This window comes from Amycolatopsis sp. NPDC004368 (genome assembly GCF_053602515.1).
Window position 1 is genome coordinate 19,022 of the sequence record NZ_JBSGDT010000033.1, and the last position, 23,599, is coordinate 42,620.

Below are 23,599 nucleotides of genomic sequence, written 5' to 3' on the forward strand. Positions count from 1 at the left end.
ATGCGGCTGTCCGACCTGACGTCCCCGGACGTCGCGCGCCGGGCCGGGGCGATCCTGGCCGTCCCGATCGGCGCCACCGAGCAGCACGGCCCGCACCTGCCGGTGAGCACGGACACCGACGTCGCGCTGGCGTTGTGCGACCGGCTCGCCGCGGCCCGGCCCGACGTGGTGGTGGCGCCGGCCGTGCCGTACGGCTCCAGCGGCGAGCACGCCGGGTTCGCCGGCACGCTGTCGATCGGGCGGGCCGCCACCGAGCTGCTCCTGCTCGAACTGGGCCGGTCCGCCACGGAAACCTTCGGCCGGGTGCTGTTCGTCTCCGCGCACGGCGGCAACGCCGAACCCGTCCGGGCCGCCGCGGCCACGCTCGTCGCGGAGTCCCGGGACGTCTCGGTCTTCGAGCCGCGCTGGCCGGGGGAACCCCACGCCGGGGCGGCGGAAACGGCGCTGCAGCTGACGTTGCGGCCTGGCTCGGTGCACATGGCGCGCGCGGTCCGCGGCGACACCCGGCCCCTGCGCGAGTTGCTGCCGCTGCTGTGTTCCGGCGGCGTCCGCGCGGTCACGGACACCGGCGTCCTCGGCGACCCGACCCACGCCACGGCCGAGGACGGCGTGGTCCTGCTGAAGGAACTGGACACGCAGCTGCTCACCCACGTCGAGACCTGGGTGGCCCGGTGACCCCGCGCGTCGCCCTCGTGACGGGCGCCGCCCGCGGTATCGGCGCGGCGACCACGCTCCGGCTGGCCGAGCAGGGCTGGCGAGTGCTGGCGGTGGACCTCGCCGCCGACGACCCCGCCCTGCCGTACGCGATGGGCTCCGCGGCGGAACTGTCCACTGTGACCGGACACCCGAACGTTCTCGCGCACACCGCCGACGTCCGCGACCGCGCCGCCCTCACCGCCGCGGTCGCCGCCGCCGAATCCCGCTGGGGCGGCCTCGACGCCGCCATCGCCGCCGCCGGCGTCATCGCCGGCGGCCGGCCGCTGTGGGAGGTGCCCGAGGACCAGGAGGACGCCGTCCTCGACACCGACCTGCGCGGCGTCGTGAACCTGGCCCGCGCGGCCATTCCGGCGCTGCTGCGCCGCCCGGCCCCGCGCTCGGGCCGCTTCCTCGCCGTGGCCTCCGCGGCCGCGACGCGCGGGCTGCCGATGCTCGCCGCGTACTGCGCCGCCAAAGCCGGGGTCGCCGGCCTGGTCCGCGCCCTCGGCGTGGAACTCAGCGACAGCGGCGTCACCGCCAACGCCGTCAGCCCGGGCTCCACCGACACCCCGATCCTCGCCGAGAGCGCCCGTCTCTACGACCTGCCCTCGGCCGCCGCGTTCGCCTCGCAGCAGCCGGTGGGCCGGCTCCTCGATCCGGCTGAGGTCGCCGCCGTGCTGGCGTTCCTCGCCGGGCCGGACAGCAGCGGCATGACCGGCTCGGTCGTGCCCGTGGACGGAGGTCTGGCCCTGTGACCCTGACCCAAGCCACGGCCACACCAGCCGGGCAACCACTCGCGCTACTCGTCGACCCCGCCATGGTCGCCGCCGTGGCGGGCCTTCTCACCGACCCCGACGGCGGTGCTGTGCCCGGCTCGGTCGTCCCCGCCGGCGGCGGGGACCATTCAGCGACCCTGCCCCAGATCACCGCCCTGCCAGCCCGGCAACCACCCACACCGTCCGCCGACCCAGCCGAAGTCGCCGCCGTGCTGGCCTTCCTCGCCGACCCCGATCGCGGTGCCGCGACCGCCTCGGCCCTCCCCGTCGACGGGGATCAGTCAGCGACCCGGCCCCTGACCACGGCCATGCCAGCCCGGCAACCACTCGCCCGGCTCCTCAACCCCGCCGAAGTCGCCGCCGTGGCGGGCCTTCTCACCAACCCCATCGGCGCCGCCGTGACCAGCTCGGTCATCTCCGCCAACAGGAATCATTCAGCGGCCCTGCCCCAAACCACCGCCACACCAGCCCGGCAACCACCCACACCGTGCGCCGACCCAGCCGAAGTCGTCGCCATACCAACGCACCTCACCCACCCCGATAGCGGCGCCGTGACCACCTCGGTCATCCCCGCCAACAGGGATCATCCTGCGACCCTGCCCCAAACCACCGCCACACCAGCCCGGCAACCACCCACACCGTCCGCCGACCCAGCCGAAATCGCCGCCATACCAACGCACCTCACCCACCCCGATGGCGACGCCGCGACCGACTCCGTCAAACCCGCGAACGGAAGGCCGGCCCAGTGACCCCACCCCTCCCCCACGGGTTCCGCCTCGAACTCGACACCGGCACCCAGCAGCTGACCGACGCGCTGTGGTTCGGTGGCTCCCCCGCGCGTGTCCTCCGGCTGACCGCCGCCGGGCAGGAAGCGTGGCGCCGGCTGCAGAACGGGCCCGTCGACTCCCCCGCGACCGGTGCCCTCGCACGCAAGTTCACCGACGCCGGCCTCGCCCACCCCGTCCCGCCGCCGAGCGCGAAACCGCCGGATCTCACCATCGTCGTCCCGGTGCACGATCGGGCCGCGGCGCTCGGGCGGTGTCTCGGGGCGCTCGACGGACGCCACCCGGTGCTGGTCGTGGACGACGCGTCGGCCGATGCCGCCGCGGTGGCCTCGGTGGCGGCCGGGCACGGGGCGAAACTCGTGCGCCGCCAGGTCAACGGGGGTCCGGGCGCCGCGCGCAACACCGCGCTCGAGCACGTCTCCACGAACCTCGTGGCGTTCCTCGACAGCGACTGCGTGCCGAGTCCCGAGTGGACTGACCGGCTCGCCCCCCACTTCGCCGATCCGTTGCTCGCCGCGGTCGCCCCGCGGATCCGGCCGTTGGCGCCCGACGGCTGGGCCGGGCGCTACACCCGCGCGGCCGGCAGCCTCGACCTGGGCGACCGGCCCGGCCGCGTCGTGCCCGGAACCCGCGTGTCCTACGTGCCGACCGCCGCCCTCGTGGTCCGCCGGGAAGCACTGGCCCACCACACCTTCGACGAAACCATGCGGGTCGGCGAGGACGTCGACCTGGTGTGGCGGCTGCACAACGCGGGGCTGAGGGTGCGCTACGACCCGTCCGTCCACATCGGACACGAAGAGCCGGCGACCTGGCGCGGACTACTGGCCCGCCGGTTCCGCTACGGCACCTCCGCGGCCCCGCTCGCCGAGCGCCACCCCGAGGCGACGGCGCCACTCGTGCTGCACCCGTGGCCGGCACTCACCGTCGCGGGGCTACTGGCCCGAAAGCCCCTGGTCGCCGCCGCCGGGTTCGCCGCGGCAGTGCTGGGCATGCGCGAAACCCTGCGCTCACAGGACATCCCGACCGCCGGCGTCACCCGCGCCACGGCCACCGCCGTGCACCAGACGTGGCTCGGCACCGGCCGCTACGGCACGCAGTTCGCGGCACCGGCGCTCGCGGCGCTCCTGGTCGCGGGCGGGCGCCACCGACTCGCCGCCGCGTCGCTGCTGTTGGGCCCGCCGCTCGCCGCGTGGCTCGGCCGCCGCCCCGACCTCGATCCGGTGCGCTACAGCGCCGCCGCGATCGCCGACGACCTCGCCTACGGCGCCGGCGTCTGGGCCGGCTGCCTCACCCACCGCACCGCCGCGCCGCTGCGCCCGCGCATCGCCTGGCGGCCCCTTCGCATCGACCGTGAGGAACACCGATGAGCAACACCTGGTTCGAGTCCGTCGCCGAAGCCCAGCGGCGCGCGAAGAAGCGCCTGCCCGCGTCCGTCTACTCGGCACTGATCGCCGGCTCGGAAAAAGGCCTGACGCTGCAGGACAACCTCAACGCGTTCGACGAGCTCGGCTTCGCGCCCCGTACCGCCGGGCACCACGCGCAGCGCGAACTCGCCACGACGGTCCTCGGCCGCGACGTGTCCCTGCCCGTGCTCATCTCCCCCACCGGCGTGCAGGCCGTGCACCCCGACGGCGAGGTCGCCGTGGCCCGCGCGGCCGCCGCGCGCGGCACGTCGATGGGCCTGTCCTCCTTCGGCAGCAAGCCGATCGAAGACGTCGTCGCCGCCAACCCGAACACCTACTTCCAGGTCTACTGGACCGGCACCCGCGACGACATCGTGGGCCGCCTCGACCGCGCCCGGACCGCCGGCGCCGCCGGGATCATCCTCACCCTCGACTGGTCCTTCTCCCACAGCCGCGACTGGGGCAGCCCGCACATCCCCGACAAGCTCACCCCGCGCGAACTGCTCCGCTTCGCCCCCGAAGGCCTCACCCACCCACGCTGGCTCTACCGGTTCGCGCGCACCCGCCGCCTGCCCGACCTCACCGTGCCCAACATGACCCCACCCGGCGGCACCGCACCCACCTTCTTCGGCGCCTACGGCCAGTGGATGCACACCACCCCGCCCACCTGGGACGACGTCGCCTGGCTGCGGGCCCAGTGGGACGGCCCCTTCCTCCTCAAGGGCGTGATCCGCGTCGACGAAGCCCGCCGCGCCGTCGACGCCGGCGTCAGCGCCATCTCCGTGTCCAACCACGGCGGCAACAACCTAGACGGCACCCCCGCCACCATCCGCGCCCTTCCCGCCATCGCCACCGCCGTCGGCGACCAGGTCGAAGTCCTCCTCGACGGCGGGATCCGCCGAGGCAGCGACGTCGTCAAGGCCCTGGCTCTCGGTGCCCGCGCCGTCCTCATCGGTCGCGCCTACCTCTGGGGCCTCGCCGCCGGCGGCCAGGTCGGCGTGGAAAACGTCCTCGACGTCCTGCGGGGCGGCATCGACTCCACCCTGCTGGCCCTCGGCCACCGCAGCGTGCACGACCTGACCCCGGCCGACCTCGTGATCCCCGCCGGCTTCACCCCCGCCCTGGGCACGAACCCGGCGGCCGTGCTGCACTGAACAGTCAGGTGGTGCCGGCCGCGACCAACTCGATGATCTTCGGCGCGTGGTCCGCGATGAAGAAGTGCCCGCCGGGAAACTCGACCAGCTCGCAGGGCGCCGTCGTGTGCGTTGCCCAGTCCTTCGCCTCGGCGAGAGTGGTGTGGGAGTCGTCCGAGCCGATCAACGCGGTGATCGGCACCTCCAGTGGCTTGCCCCCGCCGAACCGGTACGTCTCGACCGCACGGTAGTCGGCGCGCACGGCCGGCAGGATCATGGCGCGGACCTCGGGTTCACGCAGCAGCCGGGTGTCCGTGCCGCCGAGGGACTCGATCTCGGCGACGAGGCCGTCGTCGTCGAGCCGGTGCACCCGGCCGGTCCGGCTCATCGCGGGCGACGGCCGGCCGGACACGAACAGATGCGCCAGGCGGAACCGCGGGTCGCCGGCCAGCCGGCGCGCCACCTCGAACGCGACGACGGCACCCATGCTGGGTCCCAGAAACGTCAGCGGCCGGTCGAGGAGCCCCGCCATGGCGGCGCAGATGTTCCTCACCGGGCCGGCGGTCCTGCGCGAGGCCCTCGGCGAGCAGGTGTCGGCCGAGGATCTCGGGGGCGCGCTGGTACACCACACCCGTTCGGGTTCCGCGCACCACATCGCGGCCACCGAGGAGGACGCCATCGCCTACGTCCGGGAGCTGCTCACCTATCTGTCCACTGAGGACACCATCACCAGGGTGCCGCCGCGGCATTCCTGACTTCCCCAGTCGCCACCGACGATGCCGGCACCGACAGCGCCTGGCTCCTCTCGATCGTCACCGGCGAGGTCGCCGGCGCCGCGAGCCTGCTGGTCCTCGACGCCTCCGACCTCGCGGCCGGACCGGTCGCCGCCGGGCACCTGCCGCGCCGCGTTCCCGCGGGGTTCCACGGCGCCTCGATCGCGGACGGACCCGAGTCCTGAGCGAGCGGACCCGGCTCGTGGACCCGGTGAACAGCTTCCTGCGGGCGGTGCAGGTCGAGAGCACCCTCGACCTGCGGTGCCTGATCGCCGGGCGGTTCGAGCTGGACCGCGAGGCGGTCGCGGCCGGGCTGGTTCCGTTCCACCTCGTCCTCGAGGGCTCGTGCACGGTGACCACCGCCGCCTCGACGACCGAGCTCAAGGCCGGTGATCTGCTGTTGCTTCCCCGCGGCGACGCCCACCGGGTGAGTGTTGTCACGACCGCGCCGCGGTGGGACGTCGCCGATACCGCGGGGCCGGCGTTCCCGACGCGGCGCAGCGTGGGCGCGGAGCCGGAACTCGATCTCTACTCCGGCCACTACCGCTTCGACCCGGCCGCGGGATTGGCGGTGGTCCGCACACTGCCGCCGGTGGTGCACGTCGCGCTCGGGATTTCGCTCGCCGGGCTGTCCCACGTGCTGCGCGGCGAAACCCGCTTCGGCGACGACTCCCTCGTGCGTTCGCTCTTCGGCGTACTGCTGGGGATAGCACTGCGGCCCGCGAACCCGGGCCGGTAGCGCGGTCCACACCACTGCCGGTTCCACGCCACCCACGGTCCACACCACTCGCGGTCCACACCACTGTCGGTCCACACCACTGTCGGTCCACACCACTGTGCCGGCCGATGTTCCTCCGGCCCTGCCGAAAAGTCCTTCTCGCCCGGACCCGGCGGACACGCCGGTTGCGCGCGTGGCTCGAATTTCGCCGGGTTCGGATCATGGCCGATTCAGGACTCGCCCGCGGCCCCTAGGTTGGGCGGGTGGAGCGAGGAGATGAGCGGTGACCCCGTCGTGCACCCGGGTTTCCTGGCCGATCGCGGGCCGCGCCGAGCTGCCGCGCCGGATGCGCGCGATGGTGTTCGACCGGTTCGGCGGCCCGGACGTCCTGCACCAGCGGGAGGTGGACACGCCGCGGCCGGGGCCCGGCGAAGTGGCGATCCGCGTGGCCGCGGTGAGCGTCGGCCGGCTGCTCGATCTCAGCGCCCGCGCCGGAACCCACCCGTACGCCCGGATCGAGCTCCCGCACGTGCTCGGCGCCGAGCACGCGGGCACGGTCGCCGCGGTCGGGCCGGGAGTGCGGTCGGTCCGCCCGGGTGACCACGTCGCGGTCATCCCGCTGCAGACGTGCGGTTCCTGCGCGGCGTGCGTGGCCGGCGCCGAGGAAGCGTGCGAGTCCGCACGGATCCTCGGCGTGCACCTGCAGGGCGCCTACGCCGAGTACACCGTGGTGCCCGAGGCGACGGTGTTCCCGGTCCCGGCGGGCGTGGGGCCCGAGGAGGCCGCGGCCCTCGTGTGGTCGGGCGCGGTCGCCGAGAACCAGTTCGAGCAGGCCGGCCTGAAAACCGGCGAATGGGTGCTGGTGCACGGCGCTTCCTCCGCGCTGGGCTCGCTCACGGCGACACTGGCCGGGCACCACGGCGCCCGCGTGATCGCCGCGTCGCGCTCGGCGGCCAAGCGCGACCGCCTGCGAGCGCTGGGCTCGATCGCCGCGGTGGTCGACCCCACCGGCCCCGGGTTCGCCGAGCAGGTGCGCAAGCTGACCGCGGGCGCCGGCGCGGACCTCGTGGTCGACAACCTCGGAGATCCCGCGATCTGGCGGTCCACCCTGGACGTCCTCGCGATGCGCGGCCGCGTCGTCTCCTCGGGCGCGTTCCTCGGCGGGAAGGTGGAGCTCGACCTGCTGCGGCTGTACTCCCGGTCCCAGCGGATCATCGGCGTCCGCACCGGCAACGCACGCAGCACCCGCCGGCTCTGGGCAGCCGTCGAAGCCGGGTTCCGGACCGACGTCGACCGGGCCTACCCCGTCACCCGCGCCGCCGAGGCCCACCGCTACCTGGAAGCATCCGCCAACACCGGCCGCGTGGTGCTCACGACGACCGACGACGACTGGGCGGACCGGCCCGGCGAGAAGGAGCAGTCATGAACCCGGACCACGCGGCGGCCCGCGTCTCCAAGCTCGGCTACGTGGAGTTCACGACCCCCGACGTCGACCGGCTGGTCGAGTACTACCGGACCTGCCTCGGGTTCCGCGTGGAGGAGCAGGCACCCGACGTCGCCTACCTCACCACCGGTTTCGACCACCACAGCGTGATCATCCGCGAAGGCGAGACGGCCGCGCGGACGGCAGTGGGCTACGAGATCGCGTTCGACCCGTCCGCCGCGCAGCGGCACCTCACCGACTCCGGGTACGAGGTCTCGCGGCGCAGCGACATCGCACCGGGCACCTCGGACGTGCTCGTGCTGGCCGAACCGGGCACGGACGTCCCGCTGCACCTCTACGCCGCGCAAACGCCGAGCGCCGCCGGCACGGAACCCGGCCCCGCGCACCGCCCGACGAAACTCGGGCACCTCGCCGCCTTCACCCCCAGCCTGAACCGGATCCAGGGCTTCTACGAGGACCTGCTCGGCTTCCGCTGGTCGGACACCATCGGCGACTTCTTCGTCTTCCTGCGCTGCAACGCCGACCACCACGCGGCCAACTTCCTCCAGAGCGCGAAGTTCTCCGGCATGCACCACGTCGCCTACGAGATGCGCGACCTCAACCACCTGCAGACCACGCTCGACCACCTGGCACGCCACGACGTCCGGCTCCACTGGGGCCCGGGCCGCCACGGCCCCGGCCACAACGTGTTCACCTACCACCGCGACCCGGACGGCAACACCGTCGAGCTGTTCACCCAGCTCGACCAGATGATCGACGAATCGGCCGGCTACTTCGAACCCCGCCCGTGGCACGAGGACCGGCCCCAGGTCCCGAAGACCTGGGAGGTCGACATCGCCACCGCCAACGCGTGGGGTCCGGTGGCGCCCGACGTGCTCGATCACTGAGCCGGCGGAACTTCCCCGAAGCCCGGTGAGACACGGGCGGCCGATCCGGACATGTACGGGGTGAGGCGACGGACGGGAGGATGCGATCACATGGGTGTGCCGCCGGACAGGGCCGGACCGGCCGAGCGGGAACAGCGGTTCCGCGCTCTGCACGAACGGACGTACGCGGATCTGCTGCGGTTCGTGGAGCGCCGGGTCGACCCGGCCGAGGCCGAGGACGTGGTGTCGGCCGCCTATCTGACCGCGTGACGGCGCCTCGACGAGGTACCCGCCGACGCGCGGCCGTGGCTGTTCACCGTGGCACGCAACACGATGGCGAACCAGACGAGAGCCAGGTGGCGCCGGCAGGCGCTCGACGTGCGCGTGTCCGCCCTCCCCCGGGGGACCGAGGCCGACGGCGCGGTCGCCGTGGCCGTGCGCGTGGACCTGGCCCGCGTGTGGCAGCGGCTGTCCGCCGCCGACCGTGAGGTCCTGGCGCTGACCGCGTTCGACGGCCTCGACTCCACGCAGGCCGCGCTGGTGCTGGGCTGCCGGCCCAGCACCTACACGACCCGGCTCAGCCGAGCCCGCCGGCGCCTGCGTGACGCCCTCGATCCGCTGCCCGAAGCGCAGCCGCACAGTCTCGAGAAGGAGACCCGCTGATGGTGAACACCGATCCCCTCGCCGGCCTCGGCCTGCTCGACCCGGCGCTGGGCCGAGAGCCGAGCGAGACCGAGTGGACGCGCGCCCGCGCCTCGGTCGAGCGCATCATGTCCGACGACCGCACCGCCTGCGTCCGGCGCCGCTCACGCGTGCGCCGGCCCCGGCTGGCCGCGATCACGACCGTGGCGGCGGTGGCCGCCGTCGGTGCCGTGGTCGTGCCGAGCGTGCTGCCGAGCGCCGCCGACCGCGCGTTCGCCGCGTGGACGACCGACCCCGTCGAGCTCACCTCCACCCAGCCACTGCCGCTCGCCGAGGACTGCGCCCAGTTCGGCGGTGGCGGCACCGTGACCGCGGCTGACGTGCTCGTCGCCGAGCGCCGGGGTCCGGCCACGCAGCTGCTGCTCCACAAAGGACCGGCCGTGGCCGAGTGCGTGAGCTTCGACTCCGAGTCCGTCGTGGGCTGGACGCAGGTGGCCGGCTGGCCGGCCGCACACCCCTCGGGCCGGACCGTGACCGTCGACCTGCTCGACTCGCACGGCTCGGGCGGTGACGCGTTCTCGAACATCGCCGGACGCGTCGGGACCGACGTCGCGGGGGTCGACGTGGTGCGGGCCTCGGGCCAGGTCGTGCACGCCAGCGTGCGGGACGGCTGGCTGACCGGGTGGTGGCCGGGTGCCGACGCACTCGACCTGCGCCCGATCAAGATCGTCGTGCACACCACCGACGGCACCTCGGCCACGTTCGCCGCGACCGACCTCCTGTCGTGAGGTGCTCCGGGGGCGTCCACTGTGGACACCCCCGGCTGCGCGGAAAGCACGCGCGCGCCGCGCAGGCCGGAGAGGTCGAAGGTGAAGTAGGACTTCGCCACGTGCTTCTCGTCGGCCGGGCAGGCGTCGAGGCAGCCGGGACCGGGCAGCTTGCTCAGCTCCCGGGGCTGGGCGTCCCACGTCTGCGCCTGCTCGGAAAGGAGACCGCGGTCGCCGGCTGTTCGGCGGCGCGCGCCACCGATCTCTGGGTCACGGCACCGGCGAAACGTCGGGTGGGACGCCGCGGCGACGCTGCACCAGGCGATCGACCCGGGCCCACCTCGTTGACGCTGGTCCTGCGCCTACCCGACGACCAGTAGCGCGACCCGCGGTTCGATGCCGAACGTCAGCCTGCAGAAGAACCAGCCGTCCACTTCGTATTCGTTCTTCGTGACCGACAACGGACCCTCGATGACCTGCGCTCCGGCCCAGGCGTTCCACACCTACCGCTACCGCGGCGGCGACCCGGTCACGGTGCCAGTGGGGCCCGGACGGCACGGCGAGCGTCGTCCTCACCCCGCTCACCACCGATTTCCAGTCCCTGACCGCGACCACCACTCGTTCACCCCTCGCTCCGCCGCGCCGCCGCTGACCTGTGACGCCAGCGGGGCCATTCGCCCCGGCCAGCCGGTCCACTGCACGCTCACCCGGGTGCAGCCCGGTCTCGCCGCCTACGGCAGCACCGTGGAAACGTCGTACGGCACCGGCCCGGACGTGACCTTGGCCCCCGGCCCCGACGGCACGGGCGCGTTCGACGTCACCCCGCCGGCGGACCAGGCGCAGTACGTGCTCGTCGTCCGCGCCTGGAGCACCAATGGCGCCGGCCTGCGCACGGACACCTCGGTCACCCTGTTCTGGGTGGACGCCGCCGCGGCGAGCCGCCTGGCCAAGGCGGTCTGAGCCGGCCGCGGGCCGGTGACCGCGGCAGCCCGCCACGGTCACCGGCCGGCGCAGTTTCGCCGTCGGTGAACCCCGGAATCGGACCAGGGCCGAACCGCGTTGGCCTGACATGGACACCGACAACCCGGAGGACCCCCTCGACGCCTACTCGGCCATCGTCACCTCCGTCGCCGCTCAGCTCACGCCGCGCGTCGCGGCCTTGAGCGTCCGCTCGTCGCGCGGCGAGTCCGCCGGATCGGCCGTGGTGCTGACCGGCGAGTCGCACCTGGTCACCAACTCCCACGTCATCGCCGGCGGGGACCACGGCACGGCGGAGTTCGCCGACGGCACCGTCGCGCGTTTCGACGTCGTGGGCAGCGACCCGCTCTCCGACATCGCCGTGATCCGCGCCGACCGGGAAATCCCCACGCCGCCCGAATACGGCGACGCGGACACCCTGCTCGTGGGCTCCCTGGTCGTGGCCGTCGGCAACCCGCTCGGGCTGGCGGGCACCGTCACCGCCGGCGTGGTCAGCGCCCTGGGCCGCAGCATCCCGGCCCGCACGCGCACCGCCGCGCGCCTCATCGAGAACGTCATCCAGACCGACGCGGCCCTCAACCCCGGCAACTCGGGCGGCGCGCTCGCCGACAGCCGCGGCCGCATCGTCGGCATCAGCACCGCCGTCGCGGGCTTCGGGCTCGGGCTGGCGGTGCCCATCAACACCACCACCCACCGCATCCTGCACGCCCTGCTCCACGACGGCCGCGTCCGCCGCGCCTACCTCGGCCTCGTGACCACCCCGGCGCCGCTCACCCCCGGCCAGGCCGAGCGCTTCGGCCAGCGCACGGCGTTGCGCATCGTCGAGGTCGTGCCCGACAGCCCGGCCGCCCACAGCGGCCTCAAGCCCGCCGACCTCGTCCTCGCCCTCGACGGCGCGCCGCTGCGTACCGCGCAATCGCTGCAGCGACGCCTGTTCTCCGAGGCGATCGGCCGGCAGCTCGAGATCACGGCCCTGCGCAACGGCGCGCTCGTCGACGTGATCGCGGTTCCGGCGGAGCTGTCGGATTGACGACCCGCCTGGTGCAACCGGTCCCGGCCCCGGCTGCTCGCCGAGGCCGGGGACCGCGATCAGTTCAGCTTGCGCGTGTCCGCGGGCAGGCCGCCGCCCGCGTAGACGTCCTCGGCGAGCTTCGCCAGGGCGGTGAGGGCCACGTTCTGGCTCCACGGCCCGTAGGAAACCCGCGACACGCCCAGCTCCTGCGCCCGCGCCAGCGGGATCGAGCCGGGGATGCCGATCAGGTTCACCTTGCGCTCCCCCAGCTCGCCCACGAGCCGGGCCACCTGCTCCTCGTCGAGCAGGCCGGGCACGAAGAAGTTCGACGCCCCCGCCTCGAGGTACGCGCGACCCCGCACGATCGCGTCCTCGAGCACCTCGGCCGGGTCGCGGTCGCCGGCCTTGACGAACGCGTCGGTGCGCGCGTTGAGCACGAAGTCGACACCCGCCTTCTGCGCCGCCGCCACCGCCGCCTCGACCGCCTTGACCGAGTCGGCCAGTGGCTTCATCTGGTCCTCGAGGTTGCAGCCCACGGCGCCGACCTCGATCGCGCGCGCCACCGTGCCGGCCGGGTCGCCGTAGCCACCTTCGAGGTCCGCCGTCACCGGCAGGTCCCCGGCCGCCCGCACGATCAGGGCGACCTCGGCGATCATCTCTTCGCGCGGGATGTTCTCGCCGTCGGGATACCCGCGGGAGGCCGCGATCCCGTGGCTGGGCGTGGCCAGCGCCTTCGTGCCGGGCGTCTCGGCCACCACCCTCGCGGTGATCGCGTCCCAGACGTTGACGACGAGCAGCAGTTCGGGCGCCGCGTGCAGCTCCTGCAGCAGCCTGGCCTTGTCGGCGGTGGAAGTCATGCCGCACAACCTAGCGGCCCCGGCGCACCCCGACGGGTCAGGGCGCGTGCAGCGCCGACTTCATCTCCGCCAGGTACGAGTTGTAGTCCGCCTGCGCGAGCACCGGGTGGCTCCACGCCGGAGCCCACTTCGCGGGGTCCCACACGGCCGCGTCGTTGGTCACGTCCTTGCGGATCGACGTGTGGTTGGTGATCCTGACGACCGCTTCCTGGCCCGCCTTGGACACGAGCCAGTCGTCGAACAGGCGCGCGGCGTTGGGGTGCGGCGAGTTCTTCACGACGTCGATCAGGCTCAGCGAAGCCGGCAGCGGCGTGGCGTTGCCGAAGTCCAGCTGTGCGGGCGTCTTCCGCTTGAGCGCCGAGGCTTTGTAGCCGTACGCCGTGGCCGCGACGAGGGGTTCGCCGGCCTGGACGTCGGTCAGCGAGACGGTGTGGCTCTGCACGAACCGCGGCGAGTTCTCCCCCAGCGCCTTGAGCAGCGCCAGCGCCTTGTCGCGCCCCATCGCGATGATCAGGCTGTCGTACCAGTTCACCGCGTACGGATCGATGGAGAACTGACCCTTCCACTCCGGCCGGGTCAGGTCCTCCCACGACTTCGGCGGCGTCAGGCCGCGCTGGCGCACCAAGGTCGGGTTCCACGCCAGCACGGTGGTGAGCACGTACACCACACCCTGGTAGCCCTTCGGCAGCGTGAGCCCGGACGGCAGCGGCGGCGCGTCCTTCGGCTGGTACGGCTGCAGCGCCCCGGCCTGCACCAGCTGCGCGATCTGCGGTCCTTCACCGGAAACCACGTCGGCGTTGAACTTCCCGCCGCGCTGCTCGGTGATGATGCGCTGCGGCAGCTCGGAAGCGCTGGGGCGCAAGGCATTCACCTTCACGCCGGGGTAGGTCTTGGTGAACTCCGCGATGATCGGCTGCACGTCGGTGTCGGCGAACGTGGTGTACCAGACCACGGACCCCTCCTTGGCCGCGGCGGCCGCGAGCTGGTCCGGGGTGAGGTTGTCCGCCGCCGCCTGAGCCGCGGAGTCGTCGGCCGCGCCGGCGCCACACCCGGCAGCGAGCGCGAGCAACGCGGCGGACAGGAAGACGAGCGGCCGTCGGATCGAATGCAAGGGGTGCATCGCCGTTCCCTTCGGGCGAGGGCGGCCCCGTCGTCCGGCAGGGCGGCGGCTCACCTCGTCGTGACACCGTTTGGCGCAATGGTATTACCATAACAGCCTTCACGGCTCACCGCGACCACCTTGCCGCTTGCTGGTGCGAGACGCGGGCTGTTCCGAGACGCGGGGGCCAGCCGTCACAACGCGTCCGGGCCGCGCTCCCCCGTCCGCACCCGCACCACGGTCTCCACCGGGGTCACCCAGATCTTCCCGTCGCCGATCGTCCCCGTGTGCGCCGTGTCGCGGACCGTCCGCAGCGCGGCGTCGACCTGGTCGTCGTCGAGAAGGATCTCCAGGCGGAGCTTGGTGATGAAGTCGATCTCGTACTCGGCGCCGCGGTAGATCTCGGTGTGGCCCTTCTGCCGGCCGTAGCCGCGGACCTCGGTGACCGTCATGCCGGCGATGCCGAGATCCTGCAGGGCCACTCGCACGTCGTCGAGCACGAACGGTTTGACGACGGCGGTCAGCAGCTTCATCGAGTCTCCTCGCGCGGCCGGTGCGATCCCGGACTGCCGGCGAGCGCGCTTCCCCGGCGTCCGGATTGGACGGCCAGCTCGTACGCGCCCTCGGCGTGCTCGGCCTCGTCGACACCGTCGATCTCAGCCTCGCGGTCGAGCCGGAATCCCATGAACCGGTGCATGACCCAGCCGATCAGGAAGGTCACGACCAGCGAGTAGCCTAGTACCGCGAAGGTGCCGAGCGCCTGGCGCCACAGCTGGTCGAACCCGCCGCCGTAGAGCAGGCCGTTCACCCCCTGCGGGTTCACGCCGACGGTCGCGAACACACCGATCAGCAGCGTCCCGGCGAAGCCGCCGATGCCGTGGACCGCGACGACGTCCAGTGAGTCGTCGAACCCGAACCGGTACTTCAGGCCCACCGCGAACGAACACACCACACCCGCCACCAGGCCGATCGCGATCGCGCCGATCGGTTCGACGTAGGCACACCCGGGCGTGATCCCCACCAGCCCGGCCACCGCCCCGGACGCGGCGCCGAGCGTGGTGGGCTTCCCGTCGCGGAACTGCTCGACCAGCAGCCACCCCAGCACCGCGACCGCGCCCGCGACCGTGGTGTTCAGGAACGACGTGGCGGCCAGGTTCTTCGCCGCCAGCGCGGAGCCCGCGTTGAACCCGAACCAGCCGAACCACAACAACCCGGCGCCGAACATCACGAACGGCAGGTTGTGCGGCCGCGCCGCCTGCTTCGGCCACCCGTGCCGCCGCCCCAGCACGACCGCCAGCGCCAGCGCGGCAGCCCCGGAATTCACCTCGACGGCCGTGCCACCCGCGAAATCGAGCAGGTGCACCTTGCCCAGCAGCCACCCGCCGGGCGCGAACACCCAGTGCGCCACGGGCAAGTACACCAGCGTGACCCACACGACGGAGAACACCGTCCACGTCCAGAACCTCGCCCGCTCGGCGATCGCCCCGGCCAGCAGCGCGACGGTGATCACCGCGAACATCATCTGGAACGCCACGAACGCGTACAGCGGCACCTTGTTCCCGGCCACCCCGATCGTCTGCTCGGCGATCCCGCGCAGCCCAGCCAGCCGCAGATCACCGAGCAGCCCACCGAACCAGTCCCCACCGAAGGCCAGCGAGTACCCGTACACCACCCAGACCAGACCGACGGTCGCGAGGCAGACGAACGTCATCGCCATCACGTTCAGCACGCTGCGCGCGCGCACCATCCCGCCGTAGAACAGCGCGAGACCCGGCGTCATCAGCATCACCAGCGCCGCGCTCACGAGCAGCCACGCCGTGCTTCCGGTATCCACCACGCTCGGTCTTCTCCTCTCGCCACCCAGCGGCAGGAAACTAACCACGCGGTGTTACCGGCGTGTTTCCGCGAGGAGTCGACCACCTACTCACGATCGGGCGAATCGGGCTAATCGGGAACAACGGGCTGTCGAGTTGTCCGGAAAGGACACTTCCGGACAACGGGCAGAGTGATCGACATGCCGGGCTGGACACGGCCGGGAGACGACGGTGACGCTGATCCGGGGTGGAGCGTTGCGGCGCGCTGTCGACCACTCCTTGCGAGCGGCACCTCGAAACGAAACCGGCTCGACCGCAGTAGCTCTACGACGCCGCCGCAGCAGTACCGGCCGGCGCGGGAAACCCGCCCACCGCCTGCTCGAACGCCTGCGCCACCCGCAAAACCGTGGCGTCGTCGAACCGCTTCCCCACGATCATCATCCCCGCCGGCAGCCCGTCCACCAGTCCCGCCGGCACGCTGCACGCCGGGTGCCCGGTCACGTCGAACGGCGCGGTGTTGCCGATCATCGACAGCGCCGTGTCCAGGTAGTCCGCGAGTGACACGTCCGCCGGCGGCAGCTCCCGCGCGACATAGGGCAGCGTGGGCATCACGAGAACGTCGTAGGAGCCCAGCACCAGGTCGTAGGCGGCGCGCAGTTCGTAGGAGAGGTTGCGCGCCATGGCGTAGTACTTGCCGCCGGCGAGGTCGAAGGTGTAGCGGCCCGAGAGGCCGACGAGCTGGACCGTCTTGGACAGCTCGCGGCCGCGCGCGAGGCGACCCCGCGCGTAGTGCTCGATCAGCTCGGGGTCGTACTGGCCCCAGGTGCCCATGCCGTAGCCGTGGCCGTCGATCATCTGGTAGGCGGCGCCTTCGGTCGCGATCACGTTCCAGACCGCCATGGCGTCGAGGTGCCACGGGACCGAGACCTCGGCCGCGGTCAGGCCCGCCGACCGCAGCACGTCCACCGCGTCGCGCACCGCGGCGTCGACGCCGGTCAGCGACACCGGCGTGCCGAACCCTTCCCGCACCACGCCCACGCGCAGCCCGGCCGCGCCCTCGCGCAGCGCGGCGACGTAGTCGACCGGCTCGAGGACCGTCGGCTGCCGGGAGTCGTAGCCGTCGACGCCGGCCAGCACGCCCAGCATCAGCGCGGCGTCGGCCACCGTGCGGGTCATCGGTCCCAGGTGGTCGATGGTCTGCTCGATCGGGAACGCGCCGGTGTACGGCACCAGCCCGTACGTCGGCTTGTGCCCCACGATCCCCGTGAACGACGCCGGGATCCGCACCGAACCGCCCTGGTCCCCGCCCACCGCCAGGTCGACGTCACCGTTCGCCACCAGCGCCGCGCTCCCGCTCGACGAGCCGCCCGCGTTGCGCGAGAGATCCCACGGGTTGCGCACCGGCCCGGGCCACGACGTGAAGCTGCCCCCGGAGAAACACAGGTCCTCACACGTGGACTTGCCGGCGATCGTGGCGCCCGCGGCGAGCAACCGGCGCACCACCGTGGCGTCCCGCCGCGGCACGAAGCCCTCCATCGACGCCGACCCGTTGACCATCGGCACCCCGGCCACCGCGATGTTGTCCTTGACGGCGACCGTCCGCCCCGCCAGCGGCCCCTCCGCCGCCTCGTTGATCGAGGTCCGCACCGACCAGGCGTTGAGCGGATCGTTCCCGGGCAGCGACGACTCCCGTACCGGCACTTCGGGCGCGGACCTCGCGTAGAGCCGCTCGACCTCCTCCGACGCCGCCAGGGTCCCCTCGACCGCCGGGACGAACTCCGCGACCTCGGCGTCGGTCAAGTCGAATCCGTAGCGCTGCGACAGCCGGGCGAGCCTTGCCGCGTCGGGCACAGGGAGAGCCATGACCGCTCCTTCGAGGTCGGCGATGGCGTCGAACCTAGGGACGAACCGCCTGCCCGTCAACGCGAGCCGCTCAGGCGAAGAACTCCGCGATCCGCTCGATCGCGCGGGGGATGTGCACCTCGCCGGCGAGGACCTCGTGGCGCGCGCCGGGATAAACGGCGCGCAACGCGGCCACACTGCGCGCGTACTCCGGTGACGTGCTCCCACCCCGCAGCAGCGTCATCGGCACACCCACCCCGGCCCAGTACCCGGCCGGCACCCGTACCGCGGTCGCCGACTCCAGATCGGCGACGAGACCGGGGACGAGCTGCGCCAGCTTCGCGATCGTCGCACCGCCCATACCTTCGACCCGGTGCGCGGGCGTCCCGCTCAACGCCAGCGCGAGGCGCACCGCGTCTTCGGGCCGGCCGTCCGCGACAGCTTCCCGGCATCCCGTGAGCATCGGACGCAGCGGATCGCCGAGCAGCGCCATCGGCGGCTCGTACAGCACCAGTTGCGCGACACGTTCCTCGGCGGCGCGCGTGGCGGCCAGGCTCACCAGGCCGCCGAAGGAATGCCCGAACACCCGCGCCGGCTGCGCGAATTCTCCCAGCACCGCAGCGAGATCCGCGGCCTGCAGCTCGACCGTCACCGCCTCCGGCCCCGTCGCGGTCCGCCCGTACCCCCGGCGTTCGACGAGCACCACCTCGTACCGGCCGACCAGCGCCCGCACCAGGGGCCCGTACAGCTGAAGCGGCGCGAGAACCCCCGGCACGATCACCAGCGGCCGCCCCCGGCCCTCGACCGAGAAGTGGATTTTCGTTCCGTCCGGGGAAACCGCACTCCCGTAACGCACGGCGGCTCCTCACCCTGACCCTGTTCGGCACTCGGAAGATCTTTCCACGGGCAAGAGCACGAGTCGTGAAACCCGGCCGGAAAACCGGAAGCACACGAAGCAGTGATCAGCGGTGGCGGTTTTCCGGCGAAACCGGCCGCCCGGAGGGGTCCACCGTGGACACCACCAACCCGGCGACCACCCCACGATCGGCCCGCACGATCTCCGCCGCGCTCGGGACGTGCGCCGGGCCGGTCAGCCACTGCACCGCGACCCCGATCAGCAACGAGTAGCAGTGCGCCCCCACCACCCGCACCTCGTCCGGCGCGGCGTCCTCGGCCAGGCCGCCGAACGCTCGGACCAGCGCGGTCCGCGCCGGCTCCTACCCCCGGGCGTCGATGACCCGGATCTCTTCGCCGTGCTGCACGTAGCTGACGCTGGCGAAGTTCACGAACCACAGCTCGCGGTGCGCGGGATCGATTCGACGATGTGGCCCCAGCGCTCCTCGTGCCCCACCGGCTCGTCCGGCGCGCCGAGCGCGGAGAACAGGAGCTCGCCCCACTCCGCGTTGAGCTCGACCAGCACCCGCGTGAGCAGCTGGTCCTTCGAGCCGAAGGGGTAGTTGATCGACGCCCGGTCGGCGCCGCTGCTCGTCGGTGTCTCGGCCGGCACGCTCGCCATGCAGGGCATCGAAACCGCCACGTCGCCGCTGACAGCACCACGCGGGTCCTCGCATCGGTCAACTACCTCGTGGTCGTCCTCATCGGACTGTTCATGGCCATCACGCTGACGAACAACCTCGTCGGCGCGATCGGGCGGCGCCGCGGCGAGTTCGCCGTGCCGGCCCTGCTCGGGGTCCACCGGCGTCCAGGCCCGGGGCGTGCGGCTGCGCGAAACCGCGACGTCGACGGTGACCGGCGCGGCGGCCGCGTTCGTGGCCGTTGTCTCGACCTGTCCGACGGACTCGACCACGAAGAGAACACGCTCGCGCCGGCCGGCACTGAGCACCTCAGCGCTTCGCGGAACGACCCAGCCGCAGAGCCGAGACGAGGAAGAACAGCCCGCCGAGCGTCGCGTACCCGGCGAGGGTCGTCAGCGTGGCGCCGTCCTTTGTGGACTGCAGGATGAACGTCGTGCCGGCCACGGCGGAGATCGCGCCGCTGAGGATCATCGGCCACTGGCCGCCGAGTGGGCGGCGCAGCAGGCCGACGACGAGCTGGACGAGCCCGGCCACGATCGCCCACGCACCCCAGACCCGCAGCACCCCCGGGATGCCTGAGGACGCGGCGACACCGAGGCCGACGGCGGCGGCCAGGCTGATCACGATGTTCGCGTAAAGGCCCGCGGTGTCCGTCTTCGCGGAGCGGGCGTCGACGATCGCGGCGGCGACGTCGAACACCGGGTAGAGCACCAGCAGCACGACGCCGACGGGGCCGAGCGCCTTCGCCGTGGCGAACACCAGCGCGGCCCACACGACGGCGGCCCGAAGCGGACGAAGTACAGGCGCCGCAATGCAAGTGCGGCCACGGAGCGGTCTTCGGAGATGGTTTGCGCAGTCATCACGGCACCTCGGGGAGATAGAACGATCGGTCTTGCCGTTCGGAACTATGGCAGTCCCTCCGGGGAGCACGCAAGACCGAACGTTCTATCTGCTAGCCTGACGGTCACCACGAAGGGAGGTCGCGTGTCCGAAGCCCGCACCCGGCTGCTCGCCACGGCGACCCGGCTGTTCTACTCCGAAGGCCTGCACTCGGTCGGCGTCGACCGGATCATCTCCGAAGCGTCCGTCACGCGCGCCACGCTCTACCGGCACTTCCCCGGCAAGGACGACCTCGTCGTGGCCTACCTGACCGAGGCCGACCAGTTCATCCGCGCCCGCGCCGAAACCCTCCGCGCGGCCGGCCACAGCCCGGCCGACACCGTGCGCGCCTTCGCCGAGTCCATCGCCGACGACCTGCGCTCGCCGGGCTTCCGCGGCTGCGCCTTCCTCAACGCCGCGGCGGAGTACCCCGACCCGGCCCACCCGGTGCACCGCGCCGTCCTCACCCACCGCGACTGGTTCCTGGCCACCGCCACCGAACTGTTCGCCGCCGTCGGCGAGGACGCCCCGGAACCCGCGGCCCGCCACTTCACCCTGCTGCGCGACGGCGCCATGTCCGCCGGCTGCCTCACCGACCCGGAGCCGGTCTGCGAGACGTTCCTGCTGGGCGTGGAAGGAATCCTGCGGCACCGGGAGGCGGTTCCTGCCGCACGCGGGCGCCGGACCCGGCGCTGACCGCTCGCCTCACCGGCGGTCGAGCCGGCCGATCAGCTCGTCGAGCGCGAAGTCGACCGTGAACGCGTACTCGGCGGCCGCGTCGAACCGGGCGAGGTCCGGTGCGGCGGCCGCCACGGCGGGCAGGCCGCTGTCGGCCCGGATCGCGTGGCACCGGGCGATTCCCGCCAGGTCCGTCGTGCCGTGGGAGGGCCCGGCGTCGACTTCGCGCAACAGTGCGCCGATGAGGTTCGCGACCAGCGTCCGCAGGAGGTGCACGGACTCGCCGGCGGGGCAGCCGGCATCGCACAGCACGGACCGGACTGCCTCGACCGGCGCGAGCCCTTCGAACGAACCGAGCTGCCGGGTGAGCACCAGGGAAGCGGCTCCCGGATGGGCCAGCGCCCCGGACGTCGCCCGTCGGCTCGGGCAGTGATGGCCCCCAGGAGGTTCTCGGCGACCGCGTCGAGGAGGCCGTCCTTGCCGTCCACGTGGTGGTGAAGACTCTTCGCGTCGACCCCGAGGACCCGCCCGACGGCACGCATGCTGACCGCGGGGACACCCTCGGCGTCGAGGACCCGCAGAGTCGCCTCGACGATCGCCGCACGGGAGAGCCGGCTTTCGCCCTTCGGCGGGCGCCCGCGGCGGGCAGTGGTCGTGCTGGACCACATGCGCGACGAGGTCGTGCAGGACTGCGACGCCACCCTCTCGACGTTCCCGCACCCGCACCACGAGCGGCGCCGCACGCGGATGACCGTCCACGACGGCGACGGTGAGGTGCGCGGGTACTACCACGACACCCGCGTGGCCTTCCCCGATCAGGACCACGAGATCATCGCGCTGCGCCACGCGCACGACGCCGTGATCGTCGAGTTCTGGCTCACCGGCACCCACCGCGGTCCGCTCGGCAAAGTGCCGCCCACCGGATCGCGGCACCGCACGCGGATGACCGCGTACTTCCTCTTCGACGCCGACGAGAACCCGCTCGTCGAGCGCACCTACTTCGACCAGCTCACCATTCTCAAGCAGCTCCTCGCCGGCCTCGACAAGACGAACCCCGCAGACCTGTTCACGCTCGGCCGCGCCGTCGTGGGCGCGCTCGCCACCGCCGGCGGCGAGCCCGACCCACACCACCGCCCCCGCGCTCGACGGCTGATGAAGGTCCACCACCTCAACTGCGGCACCATGCGGCCCTGGGCGACCCCGGACGGGCTGGTCTGCCACGTCCTGCTCGTCGAGAACCCGCACAGCCTCGTCCTGGTCGACGCCGGGCTCGGCCTCCGCGACGCCGAGGACCCGGCCGGCCGGTTGGGCCCGACGCGGTTCTCCGTGCGCCCCGCGTTCGATCGAGCCGAGGCCGCCGTCACCCAGGTCGCCCGCCTCGGCTTCGACCCGCGCGACGTCCGCCACGTCGTCCTCCCCCACTTCGACGCCGACCACACCGGCGGGCTCGCGGACTTCCCGTGGGCCCGGGTGCACCTCACGGCCGCCGAACGCTTCGCCGCCCTCCACCCCCGCGGCCTCGTCGAACGCGGCCGGTACCTGCCCACCCGCCGCGACCACGGCATGATCCTGGTCGGGCATTCCCCCACCGCGGGCGAATCCTGGCGCGGCTTCCCGGGCGCGACGGAACTCACCGACGTCGCCCCGGCATCGTGCTCGTCCCGCTGCCCGGGCACTCCCGGGGCCACGCCGCCGTCGCGGTCGACACCGGGGACCACTGGGTTTTCCACGCCGGGGACGCCCTCTACCACCACCGCCGGCTCGGTGCGACCGGCAGAGCACCCCTCGCGCTCACCGCGATGGAACGCGTCGTCGCCCACGACTGGCGGCAGGTCAAGGCCAACCACCGCCGGCTCGCCGAACTGGCGCGGACGGCCGGCCCCGATCTGGTGCTGGTCGACGCCCACGATCCCGTCCTGCTGCACCGGGCGCGTGCCTGAGGAGGGTGGTCAGTGCTCCGGCAGCTGCCGCCGTTCCCTGAGGCGCTCCAGGTCCTCCCGCAGGTCCGTCGGCAGCAGCTCCGCCATCTGCTCGGGCCGCAGCGGCAGGTCCAGCAGGCTCAGCTTGACCCGGCTGCGCTGTGCGTGCCGCCCGGGGTCGAGGCGCACGACCTGGGCCGCGTCCGGGCGCAGCGTGGCGGTGAGCGGTGTGGCCGGATCGAGCGGGCGCCACGCGTTCCCGTCCACGCGCACCACCGCCGGCGCTCGGCGGGCGGCGCCCCGCAGCGTCACCACATCGCTCGCGGGCAGCACGATGGCCCGGCTGACACCCGACATCGACGCCACCGGCGTCACCGCCAGCACCTCCGCCGCCGGTGAGATGACCGGCCCGCCGGCGGCGTAGTTGTACGCGGTCGAGCCTGTCGGGGTGCTCAGGATCAACGCGTCGCAGCGGTAATAACCGAAGTGGATCTCGTCCACGAGCAGGTCCACTTCCACCGTCGCACCGGGCTCCCCACCCCCGACCACCACGTCGTTGAACGCGACGGCCTTCGCACCCCCCTCGTCCAACGCGACGCAGCTGTGCGGCTCGATCTCGAAATCCCCGCCCGCCAACCGCTCGAGCGCCCCGGCCAGCTCCGACGGCGCGATCTCGACCAGGAACCCGACGTTGCCGTAGTTCACCCCCAGCACCGGCACGGGCCGATCCACGGCCAGGCGCATCGCGCCCAGCATCGTCCCGTCGCCCCCGAGGCTGACGATCGCGTCGACCCCGGCCGCGAACTCGGCTTCCGGCACCACCGGTACCCCCGCACCGACCTGCGCGGCGTCCACCTCCCGCACGACGATCTCCACGCCCCCGCGCGCGGCCCACGAAACCAGCACATCGACCGACGCGCCCACCGCCTTGCTCGGATGCGCCACGACCCCGACCCGGGCCACCTCGGAACCAGCCATGGGTT

At 72.9% G+C, this 23,599-nt stretch carries 29 protein-coding genes and 1 pseudogene; 18 read left to right on the top strand and 12 right to left on the bottom strand.

From position 1 onward, the window contains the following. The 5 genes from mftE to mftD are packed head-to-tail and all read left to right on the top strand — an operon-like array spanning position 1 to position 4,814. Positions 1-675, top strand: coding sequence for a mycofactocin biosynthesis peptidyl-dipeptidase MftE (mftE, locus tag ACWEOE_RS33155; RefSeq protein WP_452016178.1), 675 nt, complete (start codon positions 1-3; stop codon positions 673-675). Further along, a complete protein-coding gene (locus tag ACWEOE_RS33160; protein ID WP_452016180.1) occupies positions 672-1,451 on the top strand; it encodes a mycofactocin-coupled SDR family oxidoreductase in 780 nt (259 codons plus the stop codon). The genes mftE and ACWEOE_RS33160 overlap by 4 nt, the downstream gene beginning before the upstream one ends. Beyond that, positions 1,448-2,221 (top strand): hypothetical protein, encoded by a 774-nt coding sequence (locus ACWEOE_RS33165; RefSeq protein ID WP_452016182.1) that lies wholly within the window; start codon positions 1,448-1,450, stop codon positions 2,219-2,221. The genes ACWEOE_RS33160 and ACWEOE_RS33165 overlap by 4 nt, the downstream gene beginning before the upstream one ends. Continuing rightward, complete coding sequence (gene mftF / locus ACWEOE_RS33170) at positions 2,218-3,624, top strand: mycofactocin biosynthesis glycosyltransferase MftF (RefSeq protein WP_452016184.1); 1,407 nt, start codon at positions 2,218-2,220, stop codon at positions 3,622-3,624. Before ACWEOE_RS33165 ends, mftF begins: the two co-directional genes overlap by 4 nt. Continuing rightward, positions 3,621-4,814: a pre-mycofactocin synthase MftD gene (gene mftD, locus ACWEOE_RS33175; protein ID WP_452016186.1), complete on the top strand. Its 1,194-nt coding sequence runs from the start codon at positions 3,621-3,623 to the stop codon at positions 4,812-4,814. The genes mftF and mftD overlap by 4 nt, the downstream gene beginning before the upstream one ends. 4 nt (positions 4,815-4,818) lie before the next feature. Here mftD and ACWEOE_RS33180 read toward each other — a convergent pair whose 3' ends face one another. After that, on the bottom strand, positions 4,819-5,325 hold the full coding sequence (locus tag ACWEOE_RS33180) for a thioesterase II family protein (RefSeq protein WP_452016188.1): 507 nt from the start codon (positions 5,323-5,325) through the stop codon (positions 4,819-4,821). On the opposite strand from ACWEOE_RS33180, the gene ACWEOE_RS33185 reads away from it, so the two are divergent. From ACWEOE_RS33185 to ACWEOE_RS33230, 10 genes are all read left to right on the top strand, one after another. Continuing rightward, positions 5,324-5,548: a carboxyl transferase domain-containing protein gene (locus tag ACWEOE_RS33185; protein WP_452016190.1), complete on the top strand. Its 225-nt coding sequence runs from the start codon at positions 5,324-5,326 to the stop codon at positions 5,546-5,548. The genes ACWEOE_RS33180 and ACWEOE_RS33185 overlap by 2 nt on opposite strands. Continuing rightward, entirely contained in the window at positions 5,545-5,751 is a 207-nt protein-coding gene (locus tag ACWEOE_RS33190; RefSeq protein ID WP_452016304.1) for a carotenoid oxygenase family protein, read from the top strand. Before ACWEOE_RS33185 ends, ACWEOE_RS33190 begins: the two co-directional genes overlap by 4 nt. A 17-nt stretch (positions 5,752-5,768) precedes the next feature. Beyond that, entirely contained in the window at positions 5,769-6,305 is a 537-nt protein-coding gene (locus ACWEOE_RS33195) for a cupin domain-containing protein (protein ID WP_452016192.1), read from the top strand. A gap of 262 nt (positions 6,306-6,567) precedes the next feature. After that, positions 6,568-7,710, top strand: a complete 1,143-nt coding sequence (locus ACWEOE_RS33200; RefSeq protein WP_452016194.1) for an alcohol dehydrogenase catalytic domain-containing protein — start codon at positions 6,568-6,570, stop codon at positions 7,708-7,710. Beyond that, a complete protein-coding gene (locus tag ACWEOE_RS33205) occupies positions 7,707-8,615 on the top strand; it encodes a VOC family protein (RefSeq protein ID WP_452016196.1) in 909 nt (302 codons plus the stop codon). Before ACWEOE_RS33200 ends, ACWEOE_RS33205 begins: the two co-directional genes overlap by 4 nt. A 90-nt stretch (positions 8,616-8,705) precedes the next feature. After that, positions 8,706-8,864: a hypothetical protein gene (locus ACWEOE_RS33210; RefSeq protein WP_452016198.1), complete on the top strand. Its 159-nt coding sequence runs from the start codon at positions 8,706-8,708 to the stop codon at positions 8,862-8,864. A 48-nt stretch (positions 8,865-8,912) separates the two neighbouring features. Then, positions 8,913-9,257, top strand: a complete 345-nt coding sequence (locus ACWEOE_RS33215; protein ID WP_452016200.1) for a sigma factor-like helix-turn-helix DNA-binding protein — start codon at positions 8,913-8,915, stop codon at positions 9,255-9,257. Further along, positions 9,257-10,024, top strand: a complete 768-nt coding sequence (locus tag ACWEOE_RS33220) for a hypothetical protein (protein WP_452016202.1) — start codon at positions 9,257-9,259, stop codon at positions 10,022-10,024. The genes ACWEOE_RS33215 and ACWEOE_RS33220 overlap by 1 nt, the downstream gene beginning before the upstream one ends. A 375-nt stretch (positions 10,025-10,399) precedes the next feature. Further along, positions 10,400-10,963: a hypothetical protein gene (locus ACWEOE_RS33225; RefSeq protein WP_452016204.1), complete on the top strand. Its 564-nt coding sequence runs from the start codon at positions 10,400-10,402 to the stop codon at positions 10,961-10,963. Between the two features lie 109 nt (positions 10,964-11,072). After that, positions 11,073-12,011, top strand: a complete 939-nt coding sequence (locus ACWEOE_RS33230; protein WP_452016206.1) for a S1C family serine protease — start codon at positions 11,073-11,075, stop codon at positions 12,009-12,011. Between the two features lie 59 nt (positions 12,012-12,070). Here ACWEOE_RS33230 and ACWEOE_RS33235 read toward each other — a convergent pair whose 3' ends face one another. The 9 genes from ACWEOE_RS33235 to ACWEOE_RS33275 all read right to left on the bottom strand — a co-directional run bounded on the left by ACWEOE_RS33235 (position 12,071) and on the right by ACWEOE_RS33275 (position 19,914). Then, positions 12,071-12,850 carry an isocitrate lyase/PEP mutase family protein gene (locus tag ACWEOE_RS33235; RefSeq protein WP_452016208.1) on the bottom strand — a complete coding sequence of 260 codons (780 nt, stop codon included), beginning with the start codon at positions 12,848-12,850 and terminating at the stop codon, positions 12,071-12,073. Positions 12,851-12,887: 37 nt separating this feature from the next. Next, the gene (locus ACWEOE_RS33240) at positions 12,888-13,970 is read right to left on the bottom strand and encodes an ABC transporter substrate-binding protein (RefSeq protein WP_452016210.1); all 1,083 of its coding nucleotides are present in this window, start codon (positions 13,968-13,970) and stop codon (positions 12,888-12,890) included. Between the two features lie 173 nt (positions 13,971-14,143). After that, on the bottom strand, positions 14,144-14,482 hold the full coding sequence (locus ACWEOE_RS33245) for a P-II family nitrogen regulator (protein WP_452016212.1): 339 nt from the start codon (positions 14,480-14,482) through the stop codon (positions 14,144-14,146). After that, complete coding sequence (locus tag ACWEOE_RS33250) at positions 14,479-15,786, bottom strand: ammonium transporter (protein ID WP_452016214.1); 1,308 nt, start codon at positions 15,784-15,786, stop codon at positions 14,479-14,481. The genes ACWEOE_RS33245 and ACWEOE_RS33250 overlap by 4 nt, the downstream gene beginning before the upstream one ends. 301 nt (positions 15,787-16,087) lie before the next feature. Beyond that, positions 16,088-17,626, bottom strand: coding sequence for an amidase (locus ACWEOE_RS33255; protein WP_452016216.1), 1,539 nt, complete (start codon positions 17,624-17,626; stop codon positions 16,088-16,090). Between the two features lie 70 nt (positions 17,627-17,696). Next, positions 17,697-18,461, bottom strand: a complete 765-nt coding sequence (locus ACWEOE_RS33260; protein ID WP_452016218.1) for an alpha/beta fold hydrolase — start codon at positions 18,459-18,461, stop codon at positions 17,697-17,699. Between the two features lie 106 nt (positions 18,462-18,567). Continuing rightward, the gene (locus ACWEOE_RS33265) at positions 18,568-18,747 is read right to left on the bottom strand and encodes a hypothetical protein (RefSeq protein ID WP_452016220.1); all 180 of its coding nucleotides are present in this window, start codon (positions 18,745-18,747) and stop codon (positions 18,568-18,570) included. Positions 18,748-18,887: 140 nt separating this feature from the next. Continuing rightward, positions 18,888-19,412: a hypothetical protein gene (locus ACWEOE_RS33270; protein WP_452016222.1), complete on the bottom strand. Its 525-nt coding sequence runs from the start codon at positions 19,410-19,412 to the stop codon at positions 18,888-18,890. A 37-nt stretch (positions 19,413-19,449) separates the two neighbouring features. Then, positions 19,450-19,914, bottom strand: a complete 465-nt coding sequence (locus tag ACWEOE_RS33275) for a hypothetical protein (protein ID WP_452016224.1) — start codon at positions 19,912-19,914, stop codon at positions 19,450-19,452. A 210-nt stretch (positions 19,915-20,124) separates the two neighbouring features. Here ACWEOE_RS33275 and ACWEOE_RS33280 point away from each other — a divergent pair, with 210 nt between their 5' ends. Continuing rightward, positions 20,125-20,715, top strand: coding sequence for a TetR/AcrR family transcriptional regulator (locus ACWEOE_RS33280; RefSeq protein WP_452016226.1), 591 nt, complete (start codon positions 20,125-20,127; stop codon positions 20,713-20,715). Between the two features lie 32 nt (positions 20,716-20,747). On the opposite strand, the gene ACWEOE_RS33285 is transcribed toward ACWEOE_RS33280, so the two are convergent. Beyond that, positions 20,748-21,365, bottom strand: a complete 618-nt coding sequence (locus tag ACWEOE_RS33285) for a TetR/AcrR family transcriptional regulator (protein ID WP_452016228.1) — start codon at positions 21,363-21,365, stop codon at positions 20,748-20,750. 79 nt (positions 21,366-21,444) lie between these two features. On the opposite strand from ACWEOE_RS33285, the pseudogene ACWEOE_RS33290 reads away from it, so the two are divergent. Further along, positions 21,445-22,128 (top strand): annotated as a pseudogene (locus ACWEOE_RS33290) (ester cyclase); the annotation flags it as partial. 221 nt (positions 22,129-22,349) lie between these two features. Continuing rightward, the gene (locus ACWEOE_RS33295; RefSeq protein WP_452016306.1) at positions 22,350-22,637 is read left to right on the top strand and encodes a hypothetical protein; all 288 of its coding nucleotides are present in this window, start codon (positions 22,350-22,352) and stop codon (positions 22,635-22,637) included. Positions 22,638-22,646: 9 nt separating this feature from the next. Here ACWEOE_RS33295 and ACWEOE_RS33300 read toward each other — a convergent pair whose 3' ends face one another. After that, positions 22,647-23,594, bottom strand: a complete 948-nt coding sequence (locus tag ACWEOE_RS33300; RefSeq protein ID WP_452016230.1) for an NAD(+)/NADH kinase — start codon at positions 23,592-23,594, stop codon at positions 22,647-22,649. Between the last annotated feature and the right edge of the window lie 5 nt (positions 23,595-23,599).